At 70.0% G+C, this 21726-nt stretch carries 20 protein-coding genes; 12 read left to right on the top strand and 8 right to left on the bottom strand.

The annotated features are described in order from the left end of the window. Positions 1-124 precede the first annotated feature (124 nt). The 3 genes from QRN26_RS08585 to QRN26_RS08575 all read left to right on the top strand — a co-directional run bounded on the left by QRN26_RS08585 (position 125) and on the right by QRN26_RS08575 (position 4013). Entirely contained in the window at positions 125-289 is a 165-nt protein-coding gene (locus QRN26_RS08585; RefSeq protein ID WP_157579893.1) for a hypothetical protein, read from the top strand. Continuing rightward, a complete protein-coding gene (locus QRN26_RS08580) occupies positions 286-3261 on the top strand; it encodes a helix-turn-helix transcriptional regulator (protein WP_285036242.1) in 2976 nt (991 codons plus the stop codon). The genes QRN26_RS08585 and QRN26_RS08580 overlap by 4 nt, the downstream gene beginning before the upstream one ends. 209 nt (positions 3262-3470) lie before the next feature. Further along, on the top strand, positions 3471-4013 hold the full coding sequence (locus QRN26_RS08575; RefSeq protein WP_285036241.1) for a GNAT family N-acetyltransferase: 543 nt from the start codon (positions 3471-3473) through the stop codon (positions 4011-4013). A 64-nt stretch (positions 4014-4077) separates the two neighbouring features. Here the strand turns inward: QRN26_RS08575 and QRN26_RS08570 are convergent, their stop codons facing one another. From QRN26_RS08570 to QRN26_RS08550, 5 genes are all read right to left on the bottom strand, one after another. Beyond that, complete coding sequence (locus QRN26_RS08570) at positions 4078-4911, bottom strand: tetratricopeptide repeat protein (protein ID WP_285036240.1); 834 nt, start codon at positions 4909-4911, stop codon at positions 4078-4080. Positions 4912-4983: 72 nt separating this feature from the next. Further along, positions 4984-5154: a hypothetical protein gene (locus QRN26_RS08565; RefSeq protein WP_200936405.1), complete on the bottom strand. Its 171-nt coding sequence runs from the start codon at positions 5152-5154 to the stop codon at positions 4984-4986. A gap of 100 nt (positions 5155-5254) precedes the next feature. After that, positions 5255-5974 (bottom strand): tyrosine-protein phosphatase, encoded by a 720-nt coding sequence (locus QRN26_RS08560; RefSeq protein WP_285036239.1) that lies wholly within the window; start codon positions 5972-5974, stop codon positions 5255-5257. Positions 5975-6032: 58 nt separating this feature from the next. Continuing rightward, positions 6033-6191, bottom strand: a complete 159-nt coding sequence (locus QRN26_RS08555; protein WP_164488334.1) for a hypothetical protein — start codon at positions 6189-6191, stop codon at positions 6033-6035. 48 nt (positions 6192-6239) lie between these two features. Beyond that, a complete protein-coding gene (locus QRN26_RS08550; RefSeq protein ID WP_285036238.1) occupies positions 6240-7457 on the bottom strand; it encodes a fatty acid desaturase family protein in 1218 nt (405 codons plus the stop codon). Between the two features lie 177 nt (positions 7458-7634). Here QRN26_RS08550 and QRN26_RS08545 point away from each other — a divergent pair, with 177 nt between their 5' ends. Beyond that, the gene (locus QRN26_RS08545; RefSeq protein WP_056779707.1) at positions 7635-8384 is read left to right on the top strand and encodes a GAF and ANTAR domain-containing protein; all 750 of its coding nucleotides are present in this window, start codon (positions 7635-7637) and stop codon (positions 8382-8384) included. A 120-nt stretch (positions 8385-8504) separates the two neighbouring features. Then, positions 8505-9083: a TerD family protein gene (locus QRN26_RS08540; RefSeq protein WP_056009439.1), complete on the top strand. Its 579-nt coding sequence runs from the start codon at positions 8505-8507 to the stop codon at positions 9081-9083. Between the two features lie 51 nt (positions 9084-9134). Here QRN26_RS08540 and QRN26_RS08535 read toward each other — a convergent pair whose 3' ends face one another. After that, entirely contained in the window at positions 9135-10955 is a 1821-nt protein-coding gene (locus tag QRN26_RS08535) for a carboxylesterase/lipase family protein (protein WP_285036237.1), read from the bottom strand. A gap of 83 nt (positions 10956-11038) precedes the next feature. On the opposite strand from QRN26_RS08535, the gene QRN26_RS08530 reads away from it, so the two are divergent. Beyond that, on the top strand, positions 11039-11653 hold the full coding sequence (locus tag QRN26_RS08530) for a TetR/AcrR family transcriptional regulator (RefSeq protein ID WP_056009444.1): 615 nt from the start codon (positions 11039-11041) through the stop codon (positions 11651-11653). Between the two features lie 78 nt (positions 11654-11731). On the opposite strand, the gene QRN26_RS08525 is transcribed toward QRN26_RS08530, so the two are convergent. Next, complete coding sequence (locus QRN26_RS08525; protein WP_056009446.1) at positions 11732-13246, bottom strand: SulP family inorganic anion transporter; 1515 nt, start codon at positions 13244-13246, stop codon at positions 11732-11734. A 210-nt stretch (positions 13247-13456) separates the two neighbouring features. On the opposite strand from QRN26_RS08525, the gene QRN26_RS08520 reads away from it, so the two are divergent. The 6 genes from QRN26_RS08520 (at position 13457) to QRN26_RS08495 (ending at position 20601) form a co-directional block, all read left to right on the top strand. Beyond that, a complete protein-coding gene (locus QRN26_RS08520) occupies positions 13457-13810 on the top strand; it encodes a MerR family transcriptional regulator (RefSeq protein ID WP_056011660.1) in 354 nt (117 codons plus the stop codon). A gap of 70 nt (positions 13811-13880) precedes the next feature. Beyond that, complete coding sequence (locus QRN26_RS08515) at positions 13881-15953, top strand: serine hydrolase domain-containing protein (protein WP_285036236.1); 2073 nt, start codon at positions 13881-13883, stop codon at positions 15951-15953. A 301-nt stretch (positions 15954-16254) separates the two neighbouring features. Then, complete coding sequence (locus tag QRN26_RS08510; RefSeq protein WP_285036235.1) at positions 16255-17238, top strand: TerC family protein; 984 nt, start codon at positions 16255-16257, stop codon at positions 17236-17238. A 100-nt stretch (positions 17239-17338) separates the two neighbouring features. Further along, positions 17339-18043 carry an SDR family oxidoreductase gene (locus tag QRN26_RS08505; RefSeq protein ID WP_285036234.1) on the top strand — a complete coding sequence of 235 codons (705 nt, stop codon included), beginning with the start codon at positions 17339-17341 and terminating at the stop codon, positions 18041-18043. Positions 18044-18179: 136 nt separating this feature from the next. Then, positions 18180-19850 (top strand): S8 family serine peptidase, encoded by a 1671-nt coding sequence (locus QRN26_RS08500; protein ID WP_285036233.1) that lies wholly within the window; start codon positions 18180-18182, stop codon positions 19848-19850. Between the two features lie 61 nt (positions 19851-19911). Beyond that, entirely contained in the window at positions 19912-20601 is a 690-nt protein-coding gene (locus QRN26_RS08495; protein WP_056779720.1) for an SOS response-associated peptidase, read from the top strand. 28 nt (positions 20602-20629) lie between these two features. Here QRN26_RS08495 and QRN26_RS08490 read toward each other — a convergent pair whose 3' ends face one another. After that, positions 20630-21625 carry an NADP-dependent oxidoreductase gene (locus QRN26_RS08490; protein WP_285036232.1) on the bottom strand — a complete coding sequence of 332 codons (996 nt, stop codon included), beginning with the start codon at positions 21623-21625 and terminating at the stop codon, positions 20630-20632. Between the last annotated feature and the right edge of the window lie 101 nt (positions 21626-21726).

The raw sequence follows: 21726 nt of genomic DNA, 5'->3' as shown, positions 1-21726 counted from the left end.
CATCGCGAAGCCCGCCGCGCCCCACGGCCGGAATAGGGCAGGTGCCCGAGGTAGTGGGGGCACCTCAGAGCGGAACGTTGGTGTCCGAGCACGGCATCCGCAGCCGGCTCGTGGAGGGACAGTCATGATGATCACGAGCGCGACCTACAGCTCGGCCATGTCGGCCGAGACGAGACGGTTCTTCGAGCGCCAGCTCGAACAGGACCTCGAACGGCGGCGGCGACACCGCGAGCGCCTGCTCGACGAAGGCGCTCCCCACCACGACCAGGGTGGGACCATGGAGCGGTGACCCTGCCCGCGACGAGCCCGACGATGATCGGGCGCGCGTCCGACCTCGCTGCGATGCGGTCCGTGTTCGACACCGTCGCCGCGGACGGATCGCGCAGCCTGGTGCTGAGCGGCGAAGCCGGCATCGGGAAGACCCGACTGCTGACGGAGTTCACCCGGTCGGTCCGCTCGTCGGCGCTCGTGATCACGGGGCAGTGCGTCGACCTGGGCGACGTCGCCGCGCCGTACGCGCCCGTGCTGGGCCTCATGAAGGACCTCGTCGCACGACGGGGCCGGGAGGCCGTGCTCGACGCCGCCGGGCCCGGCCGGGCCTCGCTCGAGACCCTCCTGCCGTCGCCCGGTGTGGAGCCGGAGGACCAGCGCGACGGCGGCGTGGGGCGGCTCCACGAGACCGTCGCCGTCCTGTTCGAGGCGCTCTCCCGAGAGCAGCCCGTGGTCGTCGCGATCGAGGACGTCCACTGGGCCGACGGCGCGACCCTCAGCCTGCTCGCGTTCCTCGTGCGCGTCCTGACCGATGCCCACGTGATGATCGTGCTCACGGTCCGCAACGAGGACGTGTCGCGCGGACACCCCCTGCGCGGCTTCCTGGCCGAACTCGACCGTACGAGGCGGGTCGAACGGCACGGCCTCGAGCGTCTGAGCCGCGGCGATGTGCTGCGTCAGGCCATCGCCATCCGCGGCAGCTCGCTCGACACGGTCTCCATCGACAGCGTGTACGCCCGCAGCGAGGGCGTCCCCTTCTTCGTGGAGGAGCTCTTGGGACTCGGCGACGACGGCGACGATGTCGGCGACGATCTGCCCGACACCCTCCGCGAGCTCCTCCTCGCCCGCTACGAACGGCTCACGCCCACCACCCAACAGTTGCTGCGCGTGATCTCCGCCGGCGGTGTCCGCGTCGAGCATGCGCTCCTGGAGCGCGTGTTCACCGGCGACCACGACGCCCTCGACGCCGGCGTGCGGGAGGCCATCGCGGCGAACGTCCTCGTCGCGGACACGACCACCTACGCGTTCCGTCACGCGCTCGTCCGGGAGGCGATCCACGACGACCTGCTTCCGGGCGAACGGACGCGCTTCCACGCGGGGTTCGCCGAGGCATTGGAAGCCGCGGGCGGGGTCGAACCGGTTGCGGCCGAAGTGTCGTACCACTGGATGCTCGCTCGCGACGTCGGGCGGGCGTTCCCGGCCACCGTGCGGGCCATGGAGCAGGCGCACGCGGCCTTCGCCTACAGCACGGAGGCGCAGCTCGGGGAACGCCTGCTCGAGATCTGGGACCAGATCCCCGAGGCACAGGATCTCGTCGGCCGCTCACGCTCTGAGCTCATGCGACGCACGGCGAGCGCCCTGCGGAACGCGGGCTGGACGGACCGTGCGATCGCGATGGTCGACGAGGTGCTCGCCACGCCGGAGGACCGCGACGACCTCGATCAGGCCAAGCTGCTGCGCGACAAGGCGTTCTACCTCGCGAACCTCGGGCGGCCAGGGTCGGTGGAGCTTCTCGAACAGGCGCTCGCGCGTGTCCCCGCCGACACCCCCGGCGAGCTGCGCGGTGTGCTGCTCACGAGCCTCGCCGCACGGCACATGATCGTCGGCCGACTGGAGCGGGCGATCGAGTACGCCGACGCCGCCGCGCAGGAGGCCGCGCGCACCGGCTCGGCGCGGAACGCCTCGGTCGCGGCGAACATCGGCGGCATCGCCCGCATCCACCGTGGCGAGCTGGACGCCGGAAGGCCGATGCTCGCGACCGCGGAGTCGCTCGCCGACGGCGACGGCAGCGCGCTCCTCCGATACCGGGTCAACGCCTCCGACATGGCGAACCTGCTCGGTTCGTACGAGGAGGCGCTCGCATCGGCGCTCGAAGGTGTCGCGCGGGCGAGGGCACTCGGCGTCGAGCGCAGCTCCGGGCTCATCCTGTCGTCGAACGCGGTCGACCCCCTGGTGGCGCTCGGTCGATGGGACGAGGCGGAAGAGCGCGTGCATCGGGCCCTCGCCCTGCAGCCGCCGCTCGCGTTCTCCGTGTACCTCCGCCAGTCGCTCATCCTCCTCATGCTGTGGCGTGGCGATGCCGAGACCGCAGCGACGCTCTACCGCCGCTGGCGGAAGGGGATGCTCTCACTGTCGGGCCTGGAGGTGCAGACCCGGTTCGGCGTCGCGCGCGTCGTGATGCAGGTCGGCCTCGCCACCGGAGACCTCGCCGGAGCGTGGTCGCCCGCCGGTGTCGGCGTGTTCGACGCCCCCGACCACCGCCCGATGCCGGCGTACGACCTTCCTGCGCTGGCGGACGCGGCCCGGGTCATGGCCCGGGTGCGGGTCGCCATGGCTGCGGGGACGCTCGATCTCGGATCCGGGCCGTTCGCCGGCCTCGACGACGCACGGCTCCGCGAGCAGGAGACGCGTTGGCGAGCACTCATCGCGAAGGAGCGGTTCTGGCCGACCGCACCGCTGTGGAGTGCCCTGGTCGACGCTGAACTCGGCGGGCCGGACGGCATCGGCGACGACGTGGGCGCCTGGGAGACGGCTCGCGCGATGGCCGAGCGTCCGTTCGCGCCCGCCGCGCTCGCGCCCTACACGGCGCTCCGACTCGCGGAAGCGCTGGTGGCCGCCGGCGATCGTCCCCGGGCGCAGGACGCCCTCATCACCGCCGTCGCGGAGGCGACGACACTCGGCGCCGGCCTCGTCCTCGACGGTGCACGGGCGTTGGCGGCGCGGGCATCACTGAACCTCGACGGCCGACCTCGGGCACGCACCTCGGGCGGGTCCGTGGAGCTGACCGCGCGCGAACGCCAGGTGCTGCAGCTCGTCGCGGAGGGCCTCAGCAACCCGCAGATCGGTGAGCGCCTGTTCATCAGTGCGAAGACGGCCAGCGTCCACGTCTCGGCCATCCTGCGGAAGCTCGGTGTGTCGACCCGGACCGAGGCCGCGATGGTCGCCGGAGCGAGTGGATTGCTCGCGGCGAGCGCCGAGCAACCCGACTGACCCGGACGACCGTCTTCGCGGCGGGGTGGGTCCCGGCCGAAATCGAGGGAACGTCGGCCGGGAACCCCGACAGGGCGAAAGGGTCCTGTCGGCATCAGCGTAATCACGGAGCCGGAAGCGGGACGGGCTGTTGCGTTCTTTGGACAGCGAGGGCTTTCGGGAGCCCCCTGGCCGGGTGCGCGCGGCGGCCGCTTTGCGATACTGAACCCATGCCTGCCCTGACCCTGCGAACGATCGAGCGCCCTCGTGACGACGACGCGTTCGTCGCGTTCCTGAGCACTCACGAGTTCCCCTTGCACGTGCAGACGCGACCGACGGCGGAGGATGCACGCGCCCGACTGGCTTCGGGCATCATCGACGGACCGGGTGCATTGGGCTGCTGGGTGCTCGCCGACGGCGAGGCCGTGGGGATCGTCATGCTCGAGGACCTCGAGGACGACACCGCCATGATCGACCTTCGGCTCGCGGCGGACGCCCGAGGACGAGGTGTCGGCACCGCGGTGCTGCCGGCCATCGTCACCGAGGTGTTCGGGCAGTTTCCGTCCGTCCGCAGGCTCGAAGGGCAGACCCGTGAGGACAACGTCGCCATGCGTCGCGCCTTCCGCAGGGCAGGCTGGGTGAAGGAGGCCCATTTCCGCGAGGGTTGGCCCGTGGCCGGTGGACCTGCGCTCGGTTCGGTCGCCTACGCCGTGCTGCGCAGCGACTGGCTGTCGGGCACGACGACGCCGGTCCCCTGGGACGACGGGCTCTGACCCGCGCCGACACGCATGCCTGGGTCGGGGCACTGAGAGCCACTCCCCTCAGGACCCTCCGCCGTCAGCCGGGGAGCTCCCACAGCGGATCGCGCAGTAGCTCGGTCGCGTACCCGTCGCCGCGCGCTGCCGCGATCTCGTAGGCCTGCCTCGCCGCAGCATCGTCGCCGAGCGTGTGGAGCAGGTTGCCGAGCATGCGCGCCGAGCGGGCATCTCCGACGGCAATCGCCCGGAGGTAGGCGTCCTGCGCCCGGTCCACATCGCCCGCCCAGTCGTGAATGTCTCCGAGCACGGCCAAGGCGTCCAAGTCGTTTGCCGCCACCCGGTCGCCGAGCAATGCGACCGCATCCTCCACGTGGCCGAGCTTGGCGATCGCCAACGCCCGCCAACACACCCAGATGTCCTCGCTGTCCCCGACACGGTCGAGACAGGCGAGCGCCTCGTCCATGTGCTCCGCGTCGTCGTAGTGGTCCGCGATGAGACCGCCGAGGATTCCGAAGAGCCTGGGATCCTCCCAGTCGGGGTGGCGCGATACGAAGTCGCGGAGCACCGCCTCGGCGCGAGGATCGCCGAGCCAGTCGAGCGACTGTGCCAGGGCGAATCCGGCGAGGTCGAGCCCAGCGGCTGCAGACACTTCCAACGCGAGGAGTGCCGCCTGCGGGCGGATGTCGTCCCGATCGGACCAGTCGAGCTCCCACAGGGCGGTGCCGCAGTCATACATCGCGTTGGCGAAGGACTCCTCCGGGTCGAAGAACGTCTCCCAGTACTCTTCCGCGAACGGGTGCCCAAGTGCGGCCAGGGAGGCCCGGACGAGCGCGCACGCGCGTTCCGGTCGACCCTTCGCCCTGAGATCGAGGAGCGCGGCGATGAGCGCTTCCGACGATTCGAATCGCATCATGCCACCCCATTCCGCGCCACCGGCCACGAGTGGACATCATGGCAGCATCGCCGTTCGCGGTGCGACGGAGCGCTACCGCCGGTTGTTCAGGGAACGCTGGACGGCTCCGAACGCGATGGTGCCGACGATGAGGATGACGCCGATGACGCCGAGCCAGAACAGGCCCTTCAGCACGAACCCGACGATGGAGAGGACCGCCCAGAGGGCGAGGAGGACGACGATGACGACGGCGAACTTCTGCACGGGTGTGGGTTTCCTGTTCCGGGGGTGATGGCGGCTGACGGGATCGGGTGACGATCAGGCAGGACCCTAGCAGGACGGCCTTTGCGTCGGCCGGAACCGGTCACCCGACGAGGAGCCGTCGCAGGCGGGTCCGAACCTCCTCGTCGAGACCCAGGAGGTCGAAGACGCCGTCGACCTCGGCGACGAACGCGCGCACATGCGGGGTGACTTCGTCGAGGAAGGCGTCGACCTGCTCCGCCGTCCAGGTGGCTTGGCGATCGTGCGTCGGTCCTCCGTGCGGCGCAGCCCCCGCCATCGCCCGGACCGACGCCGCGTAGTCGTCGACGATCGCGTCGTCGGGGACGCCGGCGTTGGCGAGGAGGAGGGCGCTGATCAGGCCGGTGCGGTCCCGTCCGGCGGCACAGTGCACGAGGATCCCGGGCTCGCTCGTGGCGACCGTCTCCAACGCGACGCGGACGAGGTCCGGCAGGATGCGCACGTTGTGCTGCCAGTACTCGGGCGAATCGAGGATCGGCAGGCAGACCTCACGGAACTCGGGATCCGCCTGGTCCTCGGTCGGCGCCAGCGTGATGACGAGATCCGCCGGGGGCCGGGCGTCCGGGTCGGCGTCTCGGGCACCGACCTCGTCGGCACTGCGGAGGTCGACCACGGAGCGCAGCCCCCATCGCGTCGCCGCCGCCCACCCGGCTTCGGTGAGCAGCTCCCGTCGTGGTCCTCGCGCGATCCGCCCGCTGACCGTCACGCCGGTGGACGACAACGGCGTCGGCAGGCCGCCGAGGTCTCTCAGGTTGCGCAGGCCGTCCCAGTCCAGGTTCCGCATCCGGCAGAGCGTACCCGACCGGCCTGCGCCGTGCGGCTCGGCGCGGTACGCCTCAGCGCTACTTGCGCTTGCTCGCAGCTCGGCGGATGGCACCAAACACTATCGTCCCGATGAACAGGACGATGCCGATGATGCCCAGCCAGAGCAGGCCCTTCAACGCGAACCCGACGACGGAGAGGATCGCCCAGAGGACAAGGAGGACGATGATGATCTGCATGGGCGTGGGTTCCTGCTTCCGTGGGGTGGTGGTGCTCGGTGATGGGGGTCAGTGTATGCGGAGCTCGGCGACGAGCGGGCACGCGAACGGATCGCGGGCCCCGAGGCCGACCCGGTTGAGGTAGCGGATGACGATGCCGTACGACCGCAGCAGCGTGGTCTCCGTGTACGGCACGTCGAGCGCCGCACAGTGGTCACGCACCAGCCGTCGCGCCTCCTTCAGCGCGGGCCGCGGCATCGACGGGAACAGGTGGTGCTCCACCTGGTAGTTCAGGCCACCCATGAGGAACGACACCCACAGGCCACCCGTGACGTTCCGCGAGGTGCGCACCTGGCGGGAGAAGAAGTCGACGTTCGCGTCGTGGGCGATCGTCGGCATGCCCTTGTGGTTCGGCGCGAAGGATGCGCCCATCATGACGCCGAACACCGCGAACTGCACGCCGAGGAACGCGCACGCGATGCCGAACGGCAGGAAGCTGAACACGACGCCGAGGAGGAGACCGAACCGGGCCACGAGCAGCGCCCCCTCGATCGCGCGATCGCGGCCGCCGGCCCTCGTCCCGACGCCGCTCACCACCGAGCGGATCGCGAGCCAGTGCAGGTTGAGGCCCTCGAGCGTGAGGAGCGGGAAGAACAGCCAGCCCTGGTGGCGGTAGAAGAGCTTCGCGGCCCGATTGCGCACCGCGCTGACGTCCTCCGGCAGGAAGCGGATCGTGTCCGGCTCGATGTCGGGATCCTTGCCCACGGTGTTCGGGTTGCCGTGATGACGGGTGTGCTTGTTCATCCACCACGAGTAGCTGAGACCCACGAGGAACGTCCCGAGGAAGCGACCGGCCCGGTCGTTCCACGCGCGCGACTCGAACACCTGCCGGTGCGCGGCCTCATGCGAGAGGAACGCGAACTGCGTGAACAGCACGCCGAGCGCCGCGGCGACGAGCAGTTGCCACCAGGACGCTCCGAGCATCGCGAAGGCCACACAGCAGCCGGCGGTCGCGAGGACGAGTACAGCGAAGAGGGTCCAGTAGAACTGGTACCGCCGCCGGAGGAGACCGGCTGACTTCACCTGCGCGAGGATCGCGGAGTAACTCGACGTACCGCCGGCCCGCGGCGTGCTGCTCGGTCCGGTCTTGCGGAACCCGCTGCTGCGTTCGACCGTCACCGGACCCGCTCCGCCAGGTGGACGGGCGGTGTCGTCGAGGTCGATGATCGCCGACGGCGCGTGGAGAACGGGCCTGATCGGTGCGTGCGCATGATGCTCCCTGGGCATGGACGGATGTGGAGGGATTGTCCGGCGACCGGGGTCTGGGGCAGCGCCCGTTCAGCGTAGGACGGCCCCGGCGATCGATGCAAATCAGGCCGGAAGAGATGTCCCCGCGGTGCCACGGAAGGGTTCCGGCTCGGTTACGGTTGATCCGCTACTCGACAGATGAGGACGAACCCAGCCATGGATGACACGCGCGAAGCACGACTCATCGAGACGTTCGTGACACTCACCGACAGCCTCGTCGACGACTACGACGTCGTCGAGGTCCTGCAGATCCTCGTCGATCGGGCCGTCGAACTCTTCGACGCCGCGGCCGGGGCGATCCACCTCGCCGACCGCGACGGCGCCCTCAAGGTCGTCGCCTCCACGAGCGAGCGCAGCAGCTTCTTCGGACTCCTCCAGTTGAACGCCGGCGAGGGCCCGTGCATCACCGCGGTCACCTCGGGCGACCTGGTGACCGCGGAGACCGTCGACGACCTCCGCGCGCACTGGCCGAGGTTCGCGGAGGCCTCGAGCGAGCACGGGTACGCCGGTGTCCACGCCATCCCCATGCGACTCCGCGACACCATCGTCGGGTCGCTGAACCTCTTCCGCGAGACCGAGGGCGCGCTCAACGGCGCCGACGCCCGAGCAGCCCAGGCGTTGGCCGACGTCGCGACGATCAGCCTCCTGCAGCAGCGGACGATCGAGAGCGCGACCCTCGCCACCGCACAACTCCAGCGCGCCCTCGACACCCGCATCACCATCGAACAGGCGAAGGGGTACCTGGCGCGTGCGGCGGGCGTCGACATGGACACCGCGTTCGGGATGATCCGGCAGTACGCGCGCTCCCGGCAGCGACGGCTCGGTGACGTGGCCGCCGCGGTCGCCCGCGAGGAGGTACCGCTCGAAGAGGTCGTCGGCAGCACACCGGTGGCCGGGGACGAGTAGTCCGCCGCACTGCGCGGGGCGGCATCGGCGGGAAATCCGTGGCAACCCCCTCCACTCTCAGCCGGAACACGGCAGGATGGAGGTTCGAACACCACACGAGCACTCCCGAAGGAACAACCCATGGCAGGCCTCAGCCTCTCCAAAGGCAGCAACCTCTCCCTCACGAAGACCAGTCCTGGTCTGACGATCGCAACGGTCGGTCTCGGTTGGGATCCGCGCACCACCGTCGGCGTGGCGTTCGACCTCGACGCCTCGGCGATCCTCGTCGCGGAGAACGGCAAGATCCGGAGCCCAGCGGACTTCATCTTCTACAACCAGATGTCGACGCCGGACGGCTCGGTCGTGCACCAGGGCGACAACCGCACGGGTGAGGGCGACGGAGACGACGAGCAGATCACGATCGACCTCCGCACCGTCGAAGCCGACGTCTCGCGCATCGTCATCGCGGTCTCCATCCACGACGCCGACAACCGTCGCCAGAACTTCGGTCAGGTCCGCGACGCCTTCTGCCGCGTCCTCGACCAGGACCAGCAGGAGATCGTCCGCTACGACCTCACCGAGGACGCCTCGCAGGAGACGGCGATGCTGTTCGCCGAGATCTACCGTCACAACGGCGAGTGGAAGTTCCGTGCCGTCGGGCAGGGCTACACGACCGGCCTCGCCGGGATCGCCGGCGACTTCGGCGTCCCGCTCGACTGAGCGGCACACCGAAGGCGCTGGAGCTTCCGGCGGTCAGTGACCGCCGCCGAGCTATCGGGCGTGCCTCGCCGACGCGTCCAACCAGAAGTCGACGGCACGCGGGGACGGACGCTGCGTGACCGTCGTCGTATCACCGAACTCGAGGACCACCTCCGGAGACTCCTGGACGGTCGGCCAGCGCTCGACGGTCGGATTGCGGGGGTCCTGTCGGAGGGTGAAGGCCAGCCAGGAGGCGGTCATCTCCGACTCGAGCCGTCGATCCACGGCCCCGTAGTCGGCGTCACCGTCGGCGCCCAGGTTGCCGTAGGCGTACATCACTTCGGCGCCGTGGTATGCGCCGAATTTCTCTAAGCCCTTCGCCGGTGGCACGTGGGAGAAGAAGTAGGTGTAGACGGGCGAACGCCCGGTCTGGGCCGCCATGAGCGCCCACTCGCGCATGGGCGCGGTCATCGACTCGTCGGTACCGGCACGCAGGCGGGAGTCGACGACCTGATCGGGATCCCCACCGGGATACAGCTCGAGGAACCGGTCGGCGTCGGCGCCGTGTTCCGCCCGGACCTCGCGGCGGTAGGTCTCCGGATCCGAGTCCACCCCGGTCACCTGGTCCAGCGAGGTCTCATCCGCGTTGCTTCCGAGCAGCAGCGGCACGTCGTTCTGTCGTCCTTCGGCGTAGATCGCGGACGGGGTCGTGGGGAGCACGGCATCGTCGACCGACGGCCACCAGTGCGCCGACAGCTCGGCCGCCGCGGACGCGATGCGTTCCGCCGGCATCGCCCGCATCTCCTCCAAGGTCGCCCCGCCCAGTGCGGCACGCAGCTCGCGAGCGGCTTCGCCCGCCGTCGGCCGGTCGTCGTAGAGGTCGCCTGCGTCGCGGTCGCCTGCCGTTCCGAGGCATCCGCCGCTCTCCCCGATGATGCCGTGGACGAGGCCCGCGGCGAGCGGTGACGCCCCGAGGATGCAGGCGCTCCCGGAACCTGCCGACTCGCCGGCGACGGTGACGCGGGTCGGATCGCCGCCGAACGCACCGATGTTCTCCTGCACCCACCGCAGCGCGGCGAGCTGATCGAGCAGCCCCTGGTTCCCGGGCGTCGAGCCGCCGATCGCGTCGTCGGCGAGGAACCCGAAGACACCCAGTCGGTAGTTGAGCGTCACGACGATGACGTCGCCGCGGGCAGCGAGCGCGGCGCCGTCGTAGGCGGGGAACGCGCCCGAACCGGCGATGAACGCGCCTCCGTGCAGGTACACGAGGATGGGGCGCGGTCCGGTGGTCGATGGTGCCGACGCGCGCCAGATGTTCAGCCGCAGGCTGTCCTCGCTCGTCCGGTATCCACCGAGGAGGGTCTCTTCGAGCGGGAGGTCGAGCAGGCGGGTCGCCGCCCGGGAGAGGAACGTCGGCTCCGCCTGCATCGCGGACGGACCGAAGTCGTCGGCGATCAAGACCGAGTCCCGGTCCGGCGCGGGAGCCGGCGGTCGCCATCGCAGGGGCCCGACCGGTGGTGCCGCGTAGGGGATGCCCGCGAACGCGTCGACCTGAGCGCGGTCGTCCCGCACCCCGACGACCGCTCCCTGCGCCGTGCTCACCGGATCCGTGTGCGTCCCGCTCAGCGTGCGCGTGGTCGGCACCGGCCCTGCCGCGAAGGCGGTACCCACGACGATCCCGGTGACCACGAGCCAGGCGGAGGCGCGGACGAACCACGGCCTGCGGAGCCAGGTCCGGGCAGCGAAGGCGCTCAAGGCCAGGATCCCGCCGAGGAGCAACCACCCCCACCACGGCGCGGCGTTGAGCCACGCGACGAGTGCGCCGAGCAGCCCCGCCCCGAGGAGCGGTACCCCGATCCTCACCCAGGTCGGCTTGTGGCGGCGCTGCTGCATGATCCTCCTCGATACGATGTGTATTGAATACAGATCGTATCGAGTTCGGGAGGAGAGCACCAACCCGGCCATAGGCTGGGGGCATGAGTGACAGCGGGTCGACGGGGCGCAACCGGGGCGAGACCAGACGCCGTCTCCTCACTGCCGCCGCGGAACTCTTCGAGACGAGCGGGACCATCGCCCAGAGCGTCGAGGACATCGCGCGTCGAGCCGGCTTCACGCGCGGCGCGTTCTACTCGAACTTCGCCTCGGTCGAGCAGCTCTACCTCGCCCTGCACCAGCAGCAGGCGGCGGCGGTGTGGGAACGACTCAGCGTCGCCCTGGACGAGCAGCTGCTCGGAGCGCACCCGGCAGGGAGCCTCGACGAGGCGGTCGGGCACCTCCTCGACGCACTCCCGGCGAGCCGTGACTGGTTCTCCCTGCGGACCGTCCTGTTGTCGAAGGCGGGCGCCGATCCGGTGTTCGCACAGGACATGATCATGACCGACGGAGGACGACGACTCTCCGAACTCGGGGGCCGGTTCGCCGCCCTCGCCGCCGTCCACGGGCGCACCCCGGTCGTCGACGCGTCCGTCCTGGCCAAGGCCGTGATCGCCGCGCACGTCGGCGCCGTGGGCCTGTCGCCGGTGGACGCCGAGACGTCCACGACGCAACGCGTGGTCGTCACCGCCGTCCTCCGCGGGCTGACCACGGCCTGATCACCGGCATCCACGCCGGGGCCCGGTCACGATCGCGACCCGACTCCCCCACCTCCTCGGGTACGGAGCCGCGGTCCGTCAGTGACCGCCGCCGAGCTTGCCGGCGAGCCTCGTGTGGATCCGGGTGCTCGCGTCGTTCATCCCTTCGATGACGACGCGCTTGCCGTGGCGCACGTACTTCGTCGTGATCGCGTCGAGCGCGGCGACGGTCGAGGCGTCCCACACGTGCGACTGCGAGAGGTCGATGACGACGAGCTCCGGATCGTCGGCGTAGGCGAACCACGTCGTGAGCTCGTTGCTCGATGCGAAGAACAGCTCGCCCGTGACGGTATAACGAGCGGTGGGCGTCTCCGCAGCCTCGTCGACGGTCCGCTCGACGGTGGCGACGTGCGCGACCCGCTTGGCGAAGACCACCATCGCCGCGACCACACCGACGACGACGCCGATCGCGAGGTTGTGCGTCAGGACCACCACGACGACCGTCGCCACCATCACCACGGTCTCGCCGATGGGCATGGCGCGCAGCGTGCGGGGACGGATGCTGTGCCAGTCGAAGGTCGCGACGGACACCATGACCATCACCGCGACGAGGGCGGCCATGGGGATCAGCTCGACGACGTCACCGAGGGCGACGACGAGCACCAGGAGGAACACGCCGGCGAGGAAGGTCGAGATCCGTGTCCGCGCACCCGACGCCTTCACGTTGATCATCGTCTGCCCGATCATCGCGCAACCACCCATGCCCCCGAAGCAGCCGGAGAGCACGTTCGCGATCCCCTGACCCAGCGACTCGCGGGTCTTCCCCGACGGGGTGTCGGTGATGTCGTCCACGAGCTTGGCGGTCATGAGCGACTCGAGGAGCCCGACGAGCGCCATCGCGGCGGCGTACGGCGCGATGATCGCGAAGGTCTCCATCGTGAACGGCACGTCGGGGAGGAGGAAGCCCGGCAGGCTCCTCGGGAGCTCGCCCTGGTCGCCGACGGTGGGGACGTTGAGGCCGGTCACCACCGTCGCCGCGGTGATGAGGACGATGGCGACGAGCGGAGCCGGGACGAAGGTCGTCAACCGCGGCATCACGACCATGACCACGATGCCGACCGCCACGAGCGGGTACACGAGCCACGGCACCCCGATGAGGTTCGGGAGTTGTGCGGTGAAGATGAGGATCGCCAACGCGTTGACGAAGCCGACCATGACGCTGCGCGGGATGAACCGCATGAGCTTCGCGACACCGAGGAGGCCGAGGGCCACCTGGAAGATCCCGCCGAGGATGACGGTGGCGATGAAGTAGTCGAGGCCGTGTTCCCGGGCGACGGGGGCGATGACGAGGGCGATCGCGCCGGTGGCTGCGGTGATCATCGCCGGTCGGCCACCGAGGAAGGCGATCGCGGTGGCCATGACGAACGAGGAGAACAGCCCGACCTGCGGGTCCACGCCCGCGATGATCGAGAACGAGATCGCCTCGGGGATGAGTGCCATGGCGACGACGAGGCCGGCCAGCACCTCCCGGGTGAGGATCCGCGGGCTCCGGAGGGCTGTGAGGACGGTCGGTTGCGGCGTGATGGGCGTGAGGGGTGTCTGGCCGATGGCCATGGGTCTCCTGTCGGAGTCGGGGCCCTCAGCGCGAGGACCGGATGGGTGCGTCAGGGGTCCGGTGTGGCGAGGCGCGCGTCACCGGCCGCGCGGAACGGTCGCGCGCGGAAGAATGGAGGGGTTGCGGCCGCATCGGCCGTCATCCGTAACTCTACCCTAACGTAAGGGTTGATTTGAAGTGAGGCCATCGTGACGAGCGAACCGACCACCATGCACATCGGTGAACTCGCCGAGCGCACCGGCCTCTCGCTCCGCACCCTGCGGCACTACGACGACGTCGGCCTGGTCTCGGCATCCGCACGCACCGAGGGCGGGTTCCGCCTCTACACCCAGGACGACTACGACCGGCTCATCCTCATCCGGCGCATGAAGCCGCTCGGATTCTCCCTGGAGGAGATGGCCGAACTCCTCCGCGTGATCGACGCCATGGACACGGCGCCCGACGACGACACCCGGGCGATCCTCGACGAGTTCATCGCGGACGCCGCCGAGCGCCGCGCCAAGCTCCAGCAGCAGCTCGCGATGGCCGACGAGTTCGTCTCCCTCCTCGAAGCCCGGCGGTGAACCGCTTCGGATAGCGGACAGCGGGTGCGCTCGTTTTGGCGATGCGCTCGAATGGTGGTCGACTGACTTTGTGAACGACAGTCGCCGCGAAACCCCCGGCCGCCCTGCCCGAACGGCCACTCGATCCCGCGGTCGGACGCCCGTCGTCCTCGCGGCCCTGATCGCGATCGTCTGCGGCCCACTCGCCGTCGCCGGGACGGCCGCCGGGACGGAGCCGTCCAAGCCGACGACGACCCGGACGGTGGCCGCATCCCTGTCACCGGAGGACACCACGGCATGGCTCGACGGACTGCTGCCCGCCGCGCTCGAACGCGAAGGGATCACCGGCGCCATCGTCTCGGTGGTGAGCGGCGGCGAGATCGTCACTGAGCGCGGCTACGGGCTGGCGACGGCGGGCACCGCGACGGTCGAACCGGCCGCGGTCGACGTCGACCGGACGCTCTTCCGCATCGGGTCCGTGTCGAAGCTCATGACGGCGACCGCCGTGATGCAGCAGGTCGAGGCCGGAGTCCTCGACCTCGACGAACCTGTGCAGTCCTACCTCGACGTCACCCTGCCGGTGGCGTTCGAGACCCCGATCACCCTCCGTCATCTCCTGACGCACACTGCCGGCTTCGAAGACCAACTCGCCGGACTCATCGCCTCGGCGCCCGCAGAGCCGAAGCCGCTCCGCGACACGGTCACGATCGACCCACCCGAGCAGATCTTCGAGCCGGGGACCACGCCGTCCTACTCCAACTACTCCAACGGGCTCGCCGCGTACGTCGTCGAGCGCGTCACCGGCACACCCTTCGAGCAGTACGCCACCGAGCACGTCCTGACGGCGTCCGGCATGACGGACGCGACGTACGAGCAACCCCTGTCGCCGGAACGCCGACGCGACATGTCGGCCGGGTACCGCTTCGCCGGGTCACCCGAGGTGCCGTTCGAGGTCGTCAGTCCGGCACCGGCAGGGGCGATCAGCGCGACCGCCGGCGATCTTGCGAACTTCATGAACGCCCAGCTCGGCCACCCGTCGGCGGACGGTCGCACCCTCCTCACACCGGAGAGCCTCGAGCGGATGCACGCCCCGGCCCTCGACGAGGAACACCTCGGGAACCTCGCGAACGGTCCGCGGATGACCCTCGGATTCTTCGAACGGGACCGGAACGGACACCGCATCCTCAGTCACGCCGGCGATCTCACCGCGTTCCACGCCCAGCTCGAGATCTACCCCGACGACGACGCCGGGATCTTCATCTCCCTGAACAGCACGGGCGTGAACGGCGACTCGAGCACGGCGATCCGTGACGCGGTCACCACCGGCTTCGCCGACCGGTACTTCCCGGAGGAGCGGTCCGCCCCACGCGTCGAGGAGACGGCCGCGGCGCACGCCGCAGCACTGGCCGGCACCTATCAGCTGTCGCGACGTGGCGAGTCGACGTTCGTCCGACTCTTCTACGTCCTGTCGAGTGTGGAGGTCGCCGCCGAGCAGGACGGTGTCGTCACGATCTCGGCGATCACCGACAGCGCAGGAACGCCGCTCCGCTTCGTCGAGGTCGAACCGTGGGTCTGGCAGGAGGTCGACGGTCAACGCCGGGTAGCGGCCTCGACCAATGGCGACACGGTGACCGCCGTCGGCTTCGATCCGGCGTTCACCATGCAACCGATGCCGACCGAACGGGCCTTGGTCCCGACGATCGCCGCCGGCTCGCTCGTCATCCTCGTGATCACCCTGCTCGCGTGGCCCCTCGGCGCGCTGCGTCGGGCGGAGACCTCTCGGCCCGTCTCATCTGACCGACGGGACCGCGCGCTCTCGTGGTGGACGCGCGGATCGGTGCTCGCGCTCATCGCCGCCGCACCGTTCTGGTCGGTCGTCGCGCAGGCGCTCATCTCCGACGGACCAGCCCCGTCGCCGGTCGTCATCCGGATCGCCCAGATTCTCACGGCCCTCGCGGTGCTCGGGTGTGTCCCGAGCGTTTGGCGGGCGGTCCGCGCGGCGCGCGGAACGGAGACGGAACCGGGCACGAGCGACGGTCGCCCGCGCCGTCGGGTGGCCACGGCCGCGCGCGTCACGGGTAGCGGGATGACCGCGCTCGCGTTCGTCGGGCTCGGATTCGTCGCCGTCGTCGGCGGACTGCTCCTCCCGGACCTCAGCTACTGAGCCGCCGATCACGCCTTCCGGCGGCGGGCGGCTGACCGGCAAGGCGATCGTCGTGCCACCGTGATCCTGGGAGGAACCCGCAATCCGGTGGGAAACCCCGGAGAGTCCGACCTCCGACCCGAGGTCGGACTCCATCCCGCCCGTACCATGGACGGAGCAAGGGGAGTACTCCTTCGCGGCATGCTCGTCAATACGGACCCACCGTCGGGATCCCGGGGTGCCGGCTCTCATCGAGAGTGGAGAAGACCTTGTTCCGGCGCCGTCGCCGGAACTTCGTGTCCCTCGACCCCTTGGAGCCGTCATGGCCGTCACCCCGCTCATCTGGATCATCACCATCGGTGTCACGATCCTGTTCTTCGTCTACGAGTTCTTCGCGCACGTGCGGAAGCCGCACGAGCCGACGATCGCCGAGTCCGCCCGCTGGTCGATCTTCTACGTCAGCCTCGCGCTGCTCTTCGGCGTCGGTATCGGGCTCGTGTCCGGCTGGACCTACGGCGGCGAGTACTTCGCCGGCTACCTGACGGAGAAGGCGCTGTCGATCGACAACCTGTTCGTCTTCCTCATCGTGATGGCGGGCTTCGCCGTGCCGAAGGCGTACCAGCAGAAGGTGCTGATGATCGGCATCATCATCGCCCTCATCATGCGCGGCGCGTTCATCGCCGTGGGCGCCGCCCTCATCGAGAACTACTCCTGGATCTTCTACCTGATGGGCGCGCTGCTGCTGTTCCTCGCGTACCGTCAGGCGTTCAGCAACCATGAGAGCGACCCGGCGAACGGCAAGCTCGTGCGCTTCGCCCGCCGCATCCTCCCCATCACCGACACGTACCACGGCGACCGCCTCTCGGTGAAGATCGACGGCAAGCGCTTCTTCACCCCGATGCTGCTCACCATCGTCGCGATCGGCTTCATCGACCTCGTCTTCGCGGTCGACTCCATCCCGGCGATCTACGGCCTCACCGAGCAGGCGTACATCGTGTTCACGGCGAACGCCTTTGCCCTCATGGGGCTGCGCCAGCTGTTCTTCCTCATCGGCGGCCTGCTCGAGCGCCTCGTCTACCTGGCGCAGGGCCTCGCGGTCATCCTCGCCTTCATCGGTGTGAAGCTCGTGTTCCACGCCCTCCATGTCAACGAACTGCCGTTCATCAACGGCGGGCAGCACATCGACTGGATCCCCGACATCCCGATCTGGTTCTCGCTACTGTTCATCGCACTGACCATCACGGTGGCGACGGTCGCCTCGCTCGCGAAGACCCGCCGCGACGCACGGGCGGGCCTCGAGCAGTAGGCGCATCCGCAGCACCTCGCCGCTACGGGGCGACTGTGCTCAATATCTGACTAGAGTCAGTATTGAGCACAGTCGTCATCGATCGGAAAGCAGCCCCCTCATGCCCTCACTCACTGGAGCAGTCGTCCTCGTCACCGGCGCGAACGGCGGCATCGGCACCCACTTCGTCCACGAAGCCCTCGCCCGGGGCGCCGCGAAGGTCTACGCGACCGCCCGCAATCCGCTCACCTGGGACGACGAGCGGGTGGTCCCCCTCACGCTCGACGTGACCGACCCGACGTCGATCGCCGCGCTCGTCGAGGCGGCCCCCGACGTCACCGTGCTCATCAACAACGCCGGGGTCGCCGTCACGACCCCCGGCATCCTCACCCAGACGGACGAGGAGATCCGCAGCAACGTGGAGACCAACTTCCTCGGCCCGCTGTTCCTGGCCCGCGCCTACGCACCCCTGCTCTCGGGGCGCGAGGGCGCGACCATCATCGACCTGCACTCGGCCCTCAGCTGGTACGCGGTCAACGGGATCTACAGTGCGACGAAGGCGGCCCTGTGGTCGGCGACGAACTCGCTCCGGCTCGAACTGCTGCCCGCGGGCGTCCACGTCATCGGCGTGCACGTCGGCTACGTCGACACCGCGATGGCGGCCCACACCACGGACGCGAAGCTCGACCCGGCGCTGCTCGTCACCCAGGTCTACGACGCGATGGCCGCCGACGAGTACGAGGTCCTCGCGGACGACACCTCCCGCCACCTCCGCGCCGGGCTGAGCGCGCCACTCGAGGCCGTGTACCCGCAGCTCGCGAAGTAACCGGCGCCACCCTCCCGCACGGGACGCGGACACCGGCGATCCGTTTTCCGAAACGGCCGCCACCCTGAGGAGCACCTCTGCCACGATCTCCTCAGGGTGGTCGTCGCGGGGGCGTCCACCGCGACGAGGAGTGACGATGGGTGTGCTGCGGGACCGGATGTCCGGGGTGATCGTGGTCGCCCTCGCGTGCTGCGTCGTCGGTGCGGGAGCGGCACCGGCCGGAGCAGCCACCGCCGCCTGTCGCTCACTCCCGGCACCCGCCGTCGAGCTCTTGAACGCGGGTGATGCGGCGACGACGTTCGGTGTCGACGGCTCCGGCGTCCGCGTGGGGATCATCTCCGGCTCCTTCGGGAACGCCGGTGACGAGGCCGTCGCGGCCGACGTCACGGCCGGCCTGCTGCCCGGGCCCGGGAACCCGTGCGGCTACCGGACACCGGTCACGCTCGTGGACGACCCGGCCGGGGACGAAGACGACGAGGGCCGCGCGATGGCCCAGCTGGTGCACGGGATCGCGCCGGGGGCGGAGCTCCTGTTCGCCTCCGGGACGTCCGACTTCCCCGGCGCGATCGACCGCCTCACCGCGGCGGGCGCGACGATCATCGTCGACGACGTCCAGGGCGGCGACGACCGCCGATACCGGACCGGAGCCGGCGAAGCGGCCATCCAGCGGGCGGTGGACGCCGGTGTCTTCTACACCACCGCCACCGGCAACTTCGGCGTCCCCGGCGCACCGGGTTCGCCGAGCGCCGGCTTCCCGATCGGCTCCTGGGCGACCGAGCAGTACCGCCCGACCAGCTGCCCGCAGAACGTCGCCGACCTCTTCCCCGCCGCCTCCGTCGACTGCCTCGACTTCGATCCCGGCGACCCGGCCGATCCGACGATGGGCGTCACCCTGCCACCCGCCGCATTGATGTTCGGCGTCCTGGACTGGGCCGAACCGGACGGCGCCGTCGCGACGCGGTTCGAGTACGTCCTGTCGCTGGCGGACCGCACGATCCCGTTCACGCCGTCCGACCCGGACCTCGCGACCGGCACGGCTCCGCTGCAGAACCCTTCGGAGACCGAGGTGTCGGAGGTCCAGGTCAGCGTCGTGCGCCAGGTGACCGCCACCTCGGGCACCCCTCCGGTGGCGTTGACCTGGCTGCCCTTCCCCGATCGGCCCGAGCTGTCCTCGCAGGAGTACTTCCGCTCGACGGCCACCGACACCGTGGGCTCGGCACTCTTCGGCCACCAGGCGTACCCGGCGGCGTTCCGGGTCGCCGCGGTCGACGCCGCGGATTCGACGTTGGAGACCTACTCCTCTCTCGGACCCTCGACCATCCTCTTCGGCGTCCAGGCGCCCGTGACCGTCTCCGGCCCGACCGCTGCCGGCGTCGACGACCTGCCCGTGTCGACGACGGTCCTCACCGGCTCCGGGAACTTCCGCGGCACCTCCGCCGCCGCACCCACCGTCGCCGCAGCGGCCGCACTGGTCCGCCAACTCCGACCGGACCTCACGCCAGAGCAGGTGCGGACAGCGCTCACCGACCACGCCCGCCTCGACACCATCACGATCCCGTGGGATGCGAGCATCCCGACCGAACGCTCGGTCGGCGCGGGCCTGATCGACGTCGGCGCGAGCCTGCAGGCCCTCGCGTCCGCGGCACCGTCGCCGTCGTCGCCCCCGAACTCCGGGGCGGCGGCGACGGACGTCCTCCCGCCGACCGGGCTGTCGGCTGTGGCGCTGCTCCTGACCATGGGGACGGCGGCCGCGTTCATCGGCGGCGGTCTCCTGCTCCTCGCACGGCGGCGGCAGCGACTCGCCTGACCGCGCCTCCCGTCACCGGCAAGGGCTCGACCGCCCGAAGCTGCACTCCTATGCTGAGCGCATGTGCGGTCGCTTCGTCGTCACCGATTCCACGTCCACCCTCCTCGCGGACCTCGTGGCCGAGTTCGAGGCGCCCGCGCCCGACTACAACGTCGCGCCCACCACGGCGGTGACCGTCGTCCGCACCCGTCACGACGAACGGACCGCGACCGCGGCCCGATGGGGATTCGTACCGGGCTGGGCGAAGGACTTCGCCAAGCAACGGCCGCAGCCCATCAACGCCCGCATGGAGACGGTCGCGACGGCGTCGATGTTCCGGAAGGCGTTCACCTCGGCGCGCTGCATCGTGCCGGCCAGCGGGTACTACGAGTGGGTGGTGACCGAGACGGGCAAGCAGCCGCACTTCATCCACGACCCCGATGCGGAACTCGCGATGGCCGGCATCATCAGCGCCTGGCCGGACCCGACCAAGGGCGAGGACGACCCCGACAAGTGGCGGCTGTCGATGGCGATCATCACCCGCGACGCCCACGTCTCGCCGGGTGAGGTCCACGACCGCATGCCGGCCTGCCTCACCCCGGACGGCTACGACGACTGGCTCGGCGACCACCTCGACACCGACCAGCTGCTGCAGCTCCTCGACCGCGAGTCCTTCGCCGTCGCCCACGACCTCACCCACTACGAGGTCACGCGGGACGTGAACAACGTCCGCAACACCGGGCCGCACCTCATCGAGCCGCTCCCGGCCTGAGCGGAGCGCCCCGACGGCCGAGTCCCCCTCAGGGGTTGCTGATGACGGCCTTGCCTCGGATGCCACCGGAGGCCAGCGCCTCGAGCGCCTGGACGGTGTCGTCGAACGGGGAGATGCGCCCCACGACGGGTCGGAGGACGCCGCGTTCGACGAGCGCCGTGATCTCACGGAGCTGATCGCCACTCGCCCGCATGAACAGGAACCGGTACTGCACGTCGAGCCGCTTGGCCTGCTTACGGACCTTCGCGCTGAGGGCGGCGATCGCGAGCCGCAGTACCGCGTTCAGCCCGGCCGCCTTCGCGAACTCCGGCGTCGGAGGGCCCGAGATGCCGACGACCGTGCCACCCGGACGCAGGACCCGGAGCGACTGCTCCAGGTTCTCGCCACCGAGGCTGTCGAGCACGAAATCGTAACCGGACAGCCGTTCGGCGAAGTCCTCCGAACGGTAGTCGACCACGACATCGGCCCCCAGCGACCGGACGAATCCCGCATTGGCGGCGCTGGCCGTGGTCGCCACCTCGGCCCCAAGCTGCTTCGCGAGCTGGATCGCGATCGACCCGACGCCTCCGGCACCCGCGTGGATGAGGACCTTCTGACCGGGCTGCACGTTCCCGATCTCGACGAGTGCCTGCCAGGCCGTCAACGCGACGAGCGGGAGGGATCCGGCCTCCTCCATCGTGATCGACGCGGGCTTCAGGGCGACGTCGGCTTCGTCGATCGCGATGCGCTCGGCGAAGGTGCCGATGCGGTGATCGCGGGGACGGGCGTAGACCTCGTCGCCGGGCTTGAAGGCGCGGACGGATCCACCGACGCGGACGACGGTACCGGCGACGTCGTGGCCGAGCACGATCGGCAGGCGGTACGGCAGGATCTGCTTGAACTCGCCGATGCGGATCTTCTCGTCGAGTTGGTTCAGCCCGGCGGCCTGCACCTGGACGAGGACGTCGTGGTCGCCGACGGTCGGCTCGGGCACCTCGGCTTCGTGCAGTGCGGTCTTGTAGCTCGAGACGACGAACGCTCTCATGACGGTCTTCCTGTTCTCGTAGGGGCTGACATCCATCGCTGTCAGCTTTTCTGAGTCTACTCAGTTTTCTCGACTCCAAGCTCCTTCGTCATCCCAGGTTC

This window comes from Plantibacter sp. ME-Dv--P-095 (assembly GCF_030209365.1).
Classification (GTDB): Bacteria; Actinomycetota; Actinomycetes; order Actinomycetales; family Microbacteriaceae; genus Plantibacter.
The sequence above is the reverse complement of the archived record's forward strand: the minus strand, read 5'-3'. Positions and strand labels throughout refer to the sequence as shown.

Bases quoted from the DNA above. Each gene is read 5' to 3' on its own strand.
- QRN26_RS08585 (WP_157579893.1), top strand. From the start codon at position 125: ATGATGATCACGAGCGCGACCTACAGCTCGGCCATGTCGGCCGAGACG.
- QRN26_RS08575 (WP_285036241.1), top strand. From the start codon at position 3,471: ATGCCTGCCCTGACCCTGCGAACGATCGAGCGCCCTCGTGACGACGAC.
- QRN26_RS08570 (WP_285036240.1), bottom strand. From the start codon at position 4,911: ATGATGCGATTCGAATCGTCGGAAGCGCTCATCGCCGCGCTCCTCGAT.
- QRN26_RS08560 (WP_285036239.1), bottom strand. From the start codon at position 5,974: ATGCGGAACCTGGACTGGGACGGCCTGCGCAACCTGAGAGACCTCGGC.
- QRN26_RS08555 (WP_164488334.1), bottom strand. From the start codon at position 6,191: ATGCAGATCATCATCGTCCTCCTTGTCCTCTGGGCGATCCTCTCCGTC.
- QRN26_RS08550 (WP_285036238.1), bottom strand. From the start codon at position 7,457: ATGCCCAGGGAGCATCATGCGCACGCACCGATCAGGCCCGTTCTCCAC.
- QRN26_RS08545 (WP_056779707.1), top strand. From the start codon at position 7,635: ATGGATGACACGCGCGAAGCACGACTCATCGAGACGTTCGTGACACTC.
- QRN26_RS08540 (WP_056009439.1), top strand. From the start codon at position 8,505: ATGGCAGGCCTCAGCCTCTCCAAAGGCAGCAACCTCTCCCTCACGAAG.
- QRN26_RS08535 (WP_285036237.1), bottom strand. From the start codon at position 10,955: ATGCAGCAGCGCCGCCACAAGCCGACCTGGGTGAGGATCGGGGTACCG.
- QRN26_RS08530 (WP_056009444.1), top strand. From the start codon at position 11,039: ATGAGTGACAGCGGGTCGACGGGGCGCAACCGGGGCGAGACCAGACGC.
- QRN26_RS08525 (WP_056009446.1), bottom strand. From the start codon at position 13,246: ATGGCCATCGGCCAGACACCCCTCACGCCCATCACGCCGCAACCGACC.
- QRN26_RS08520 (WP_056011660.1), top strand. From the start codon at position 13,457: ATGCACATCGGTGAACTCGCCGAGCGCACCGGCCTCTCGCTCCGCACC.
- QRN26_RS08510 (WP_285036235.1), top strand. From the start codon at position 16,255: ATGGCCGTCACCCCGCTCATCTGGATCATCACCATCGGTGTCACGATC.
- QRN26_RS08505 (WP_285036234.1), top strand. From the start codon at position 17,339: ATGCCCTCACTCACTGGAGCAGTCGTCCTCGTCACCGGCGCGAACGGC.
- QRN26_RS08500 (WP_285036233.1), top strand. From the start codon at position 18,180: ATGGGTGTGCTGCGGGACCGGATGTCCGGGGTGATCGTGGTCGCCCTC.
- QRN26_RS08495 (WP_056779720.1), top strand. From the start codon at position 19,912: ATGTGCGGTCGCTTCGTCGTCACCGATTCCACGTCCACCCTCCTCGCG.
- QRN26_RS08490 (WP_285036232.1), bottom strand. From the start codon at position 21,625: ATGAGAGCGTTCGTCGTCTCGAGCTACAAGACCGCACTGCACGAAGCC.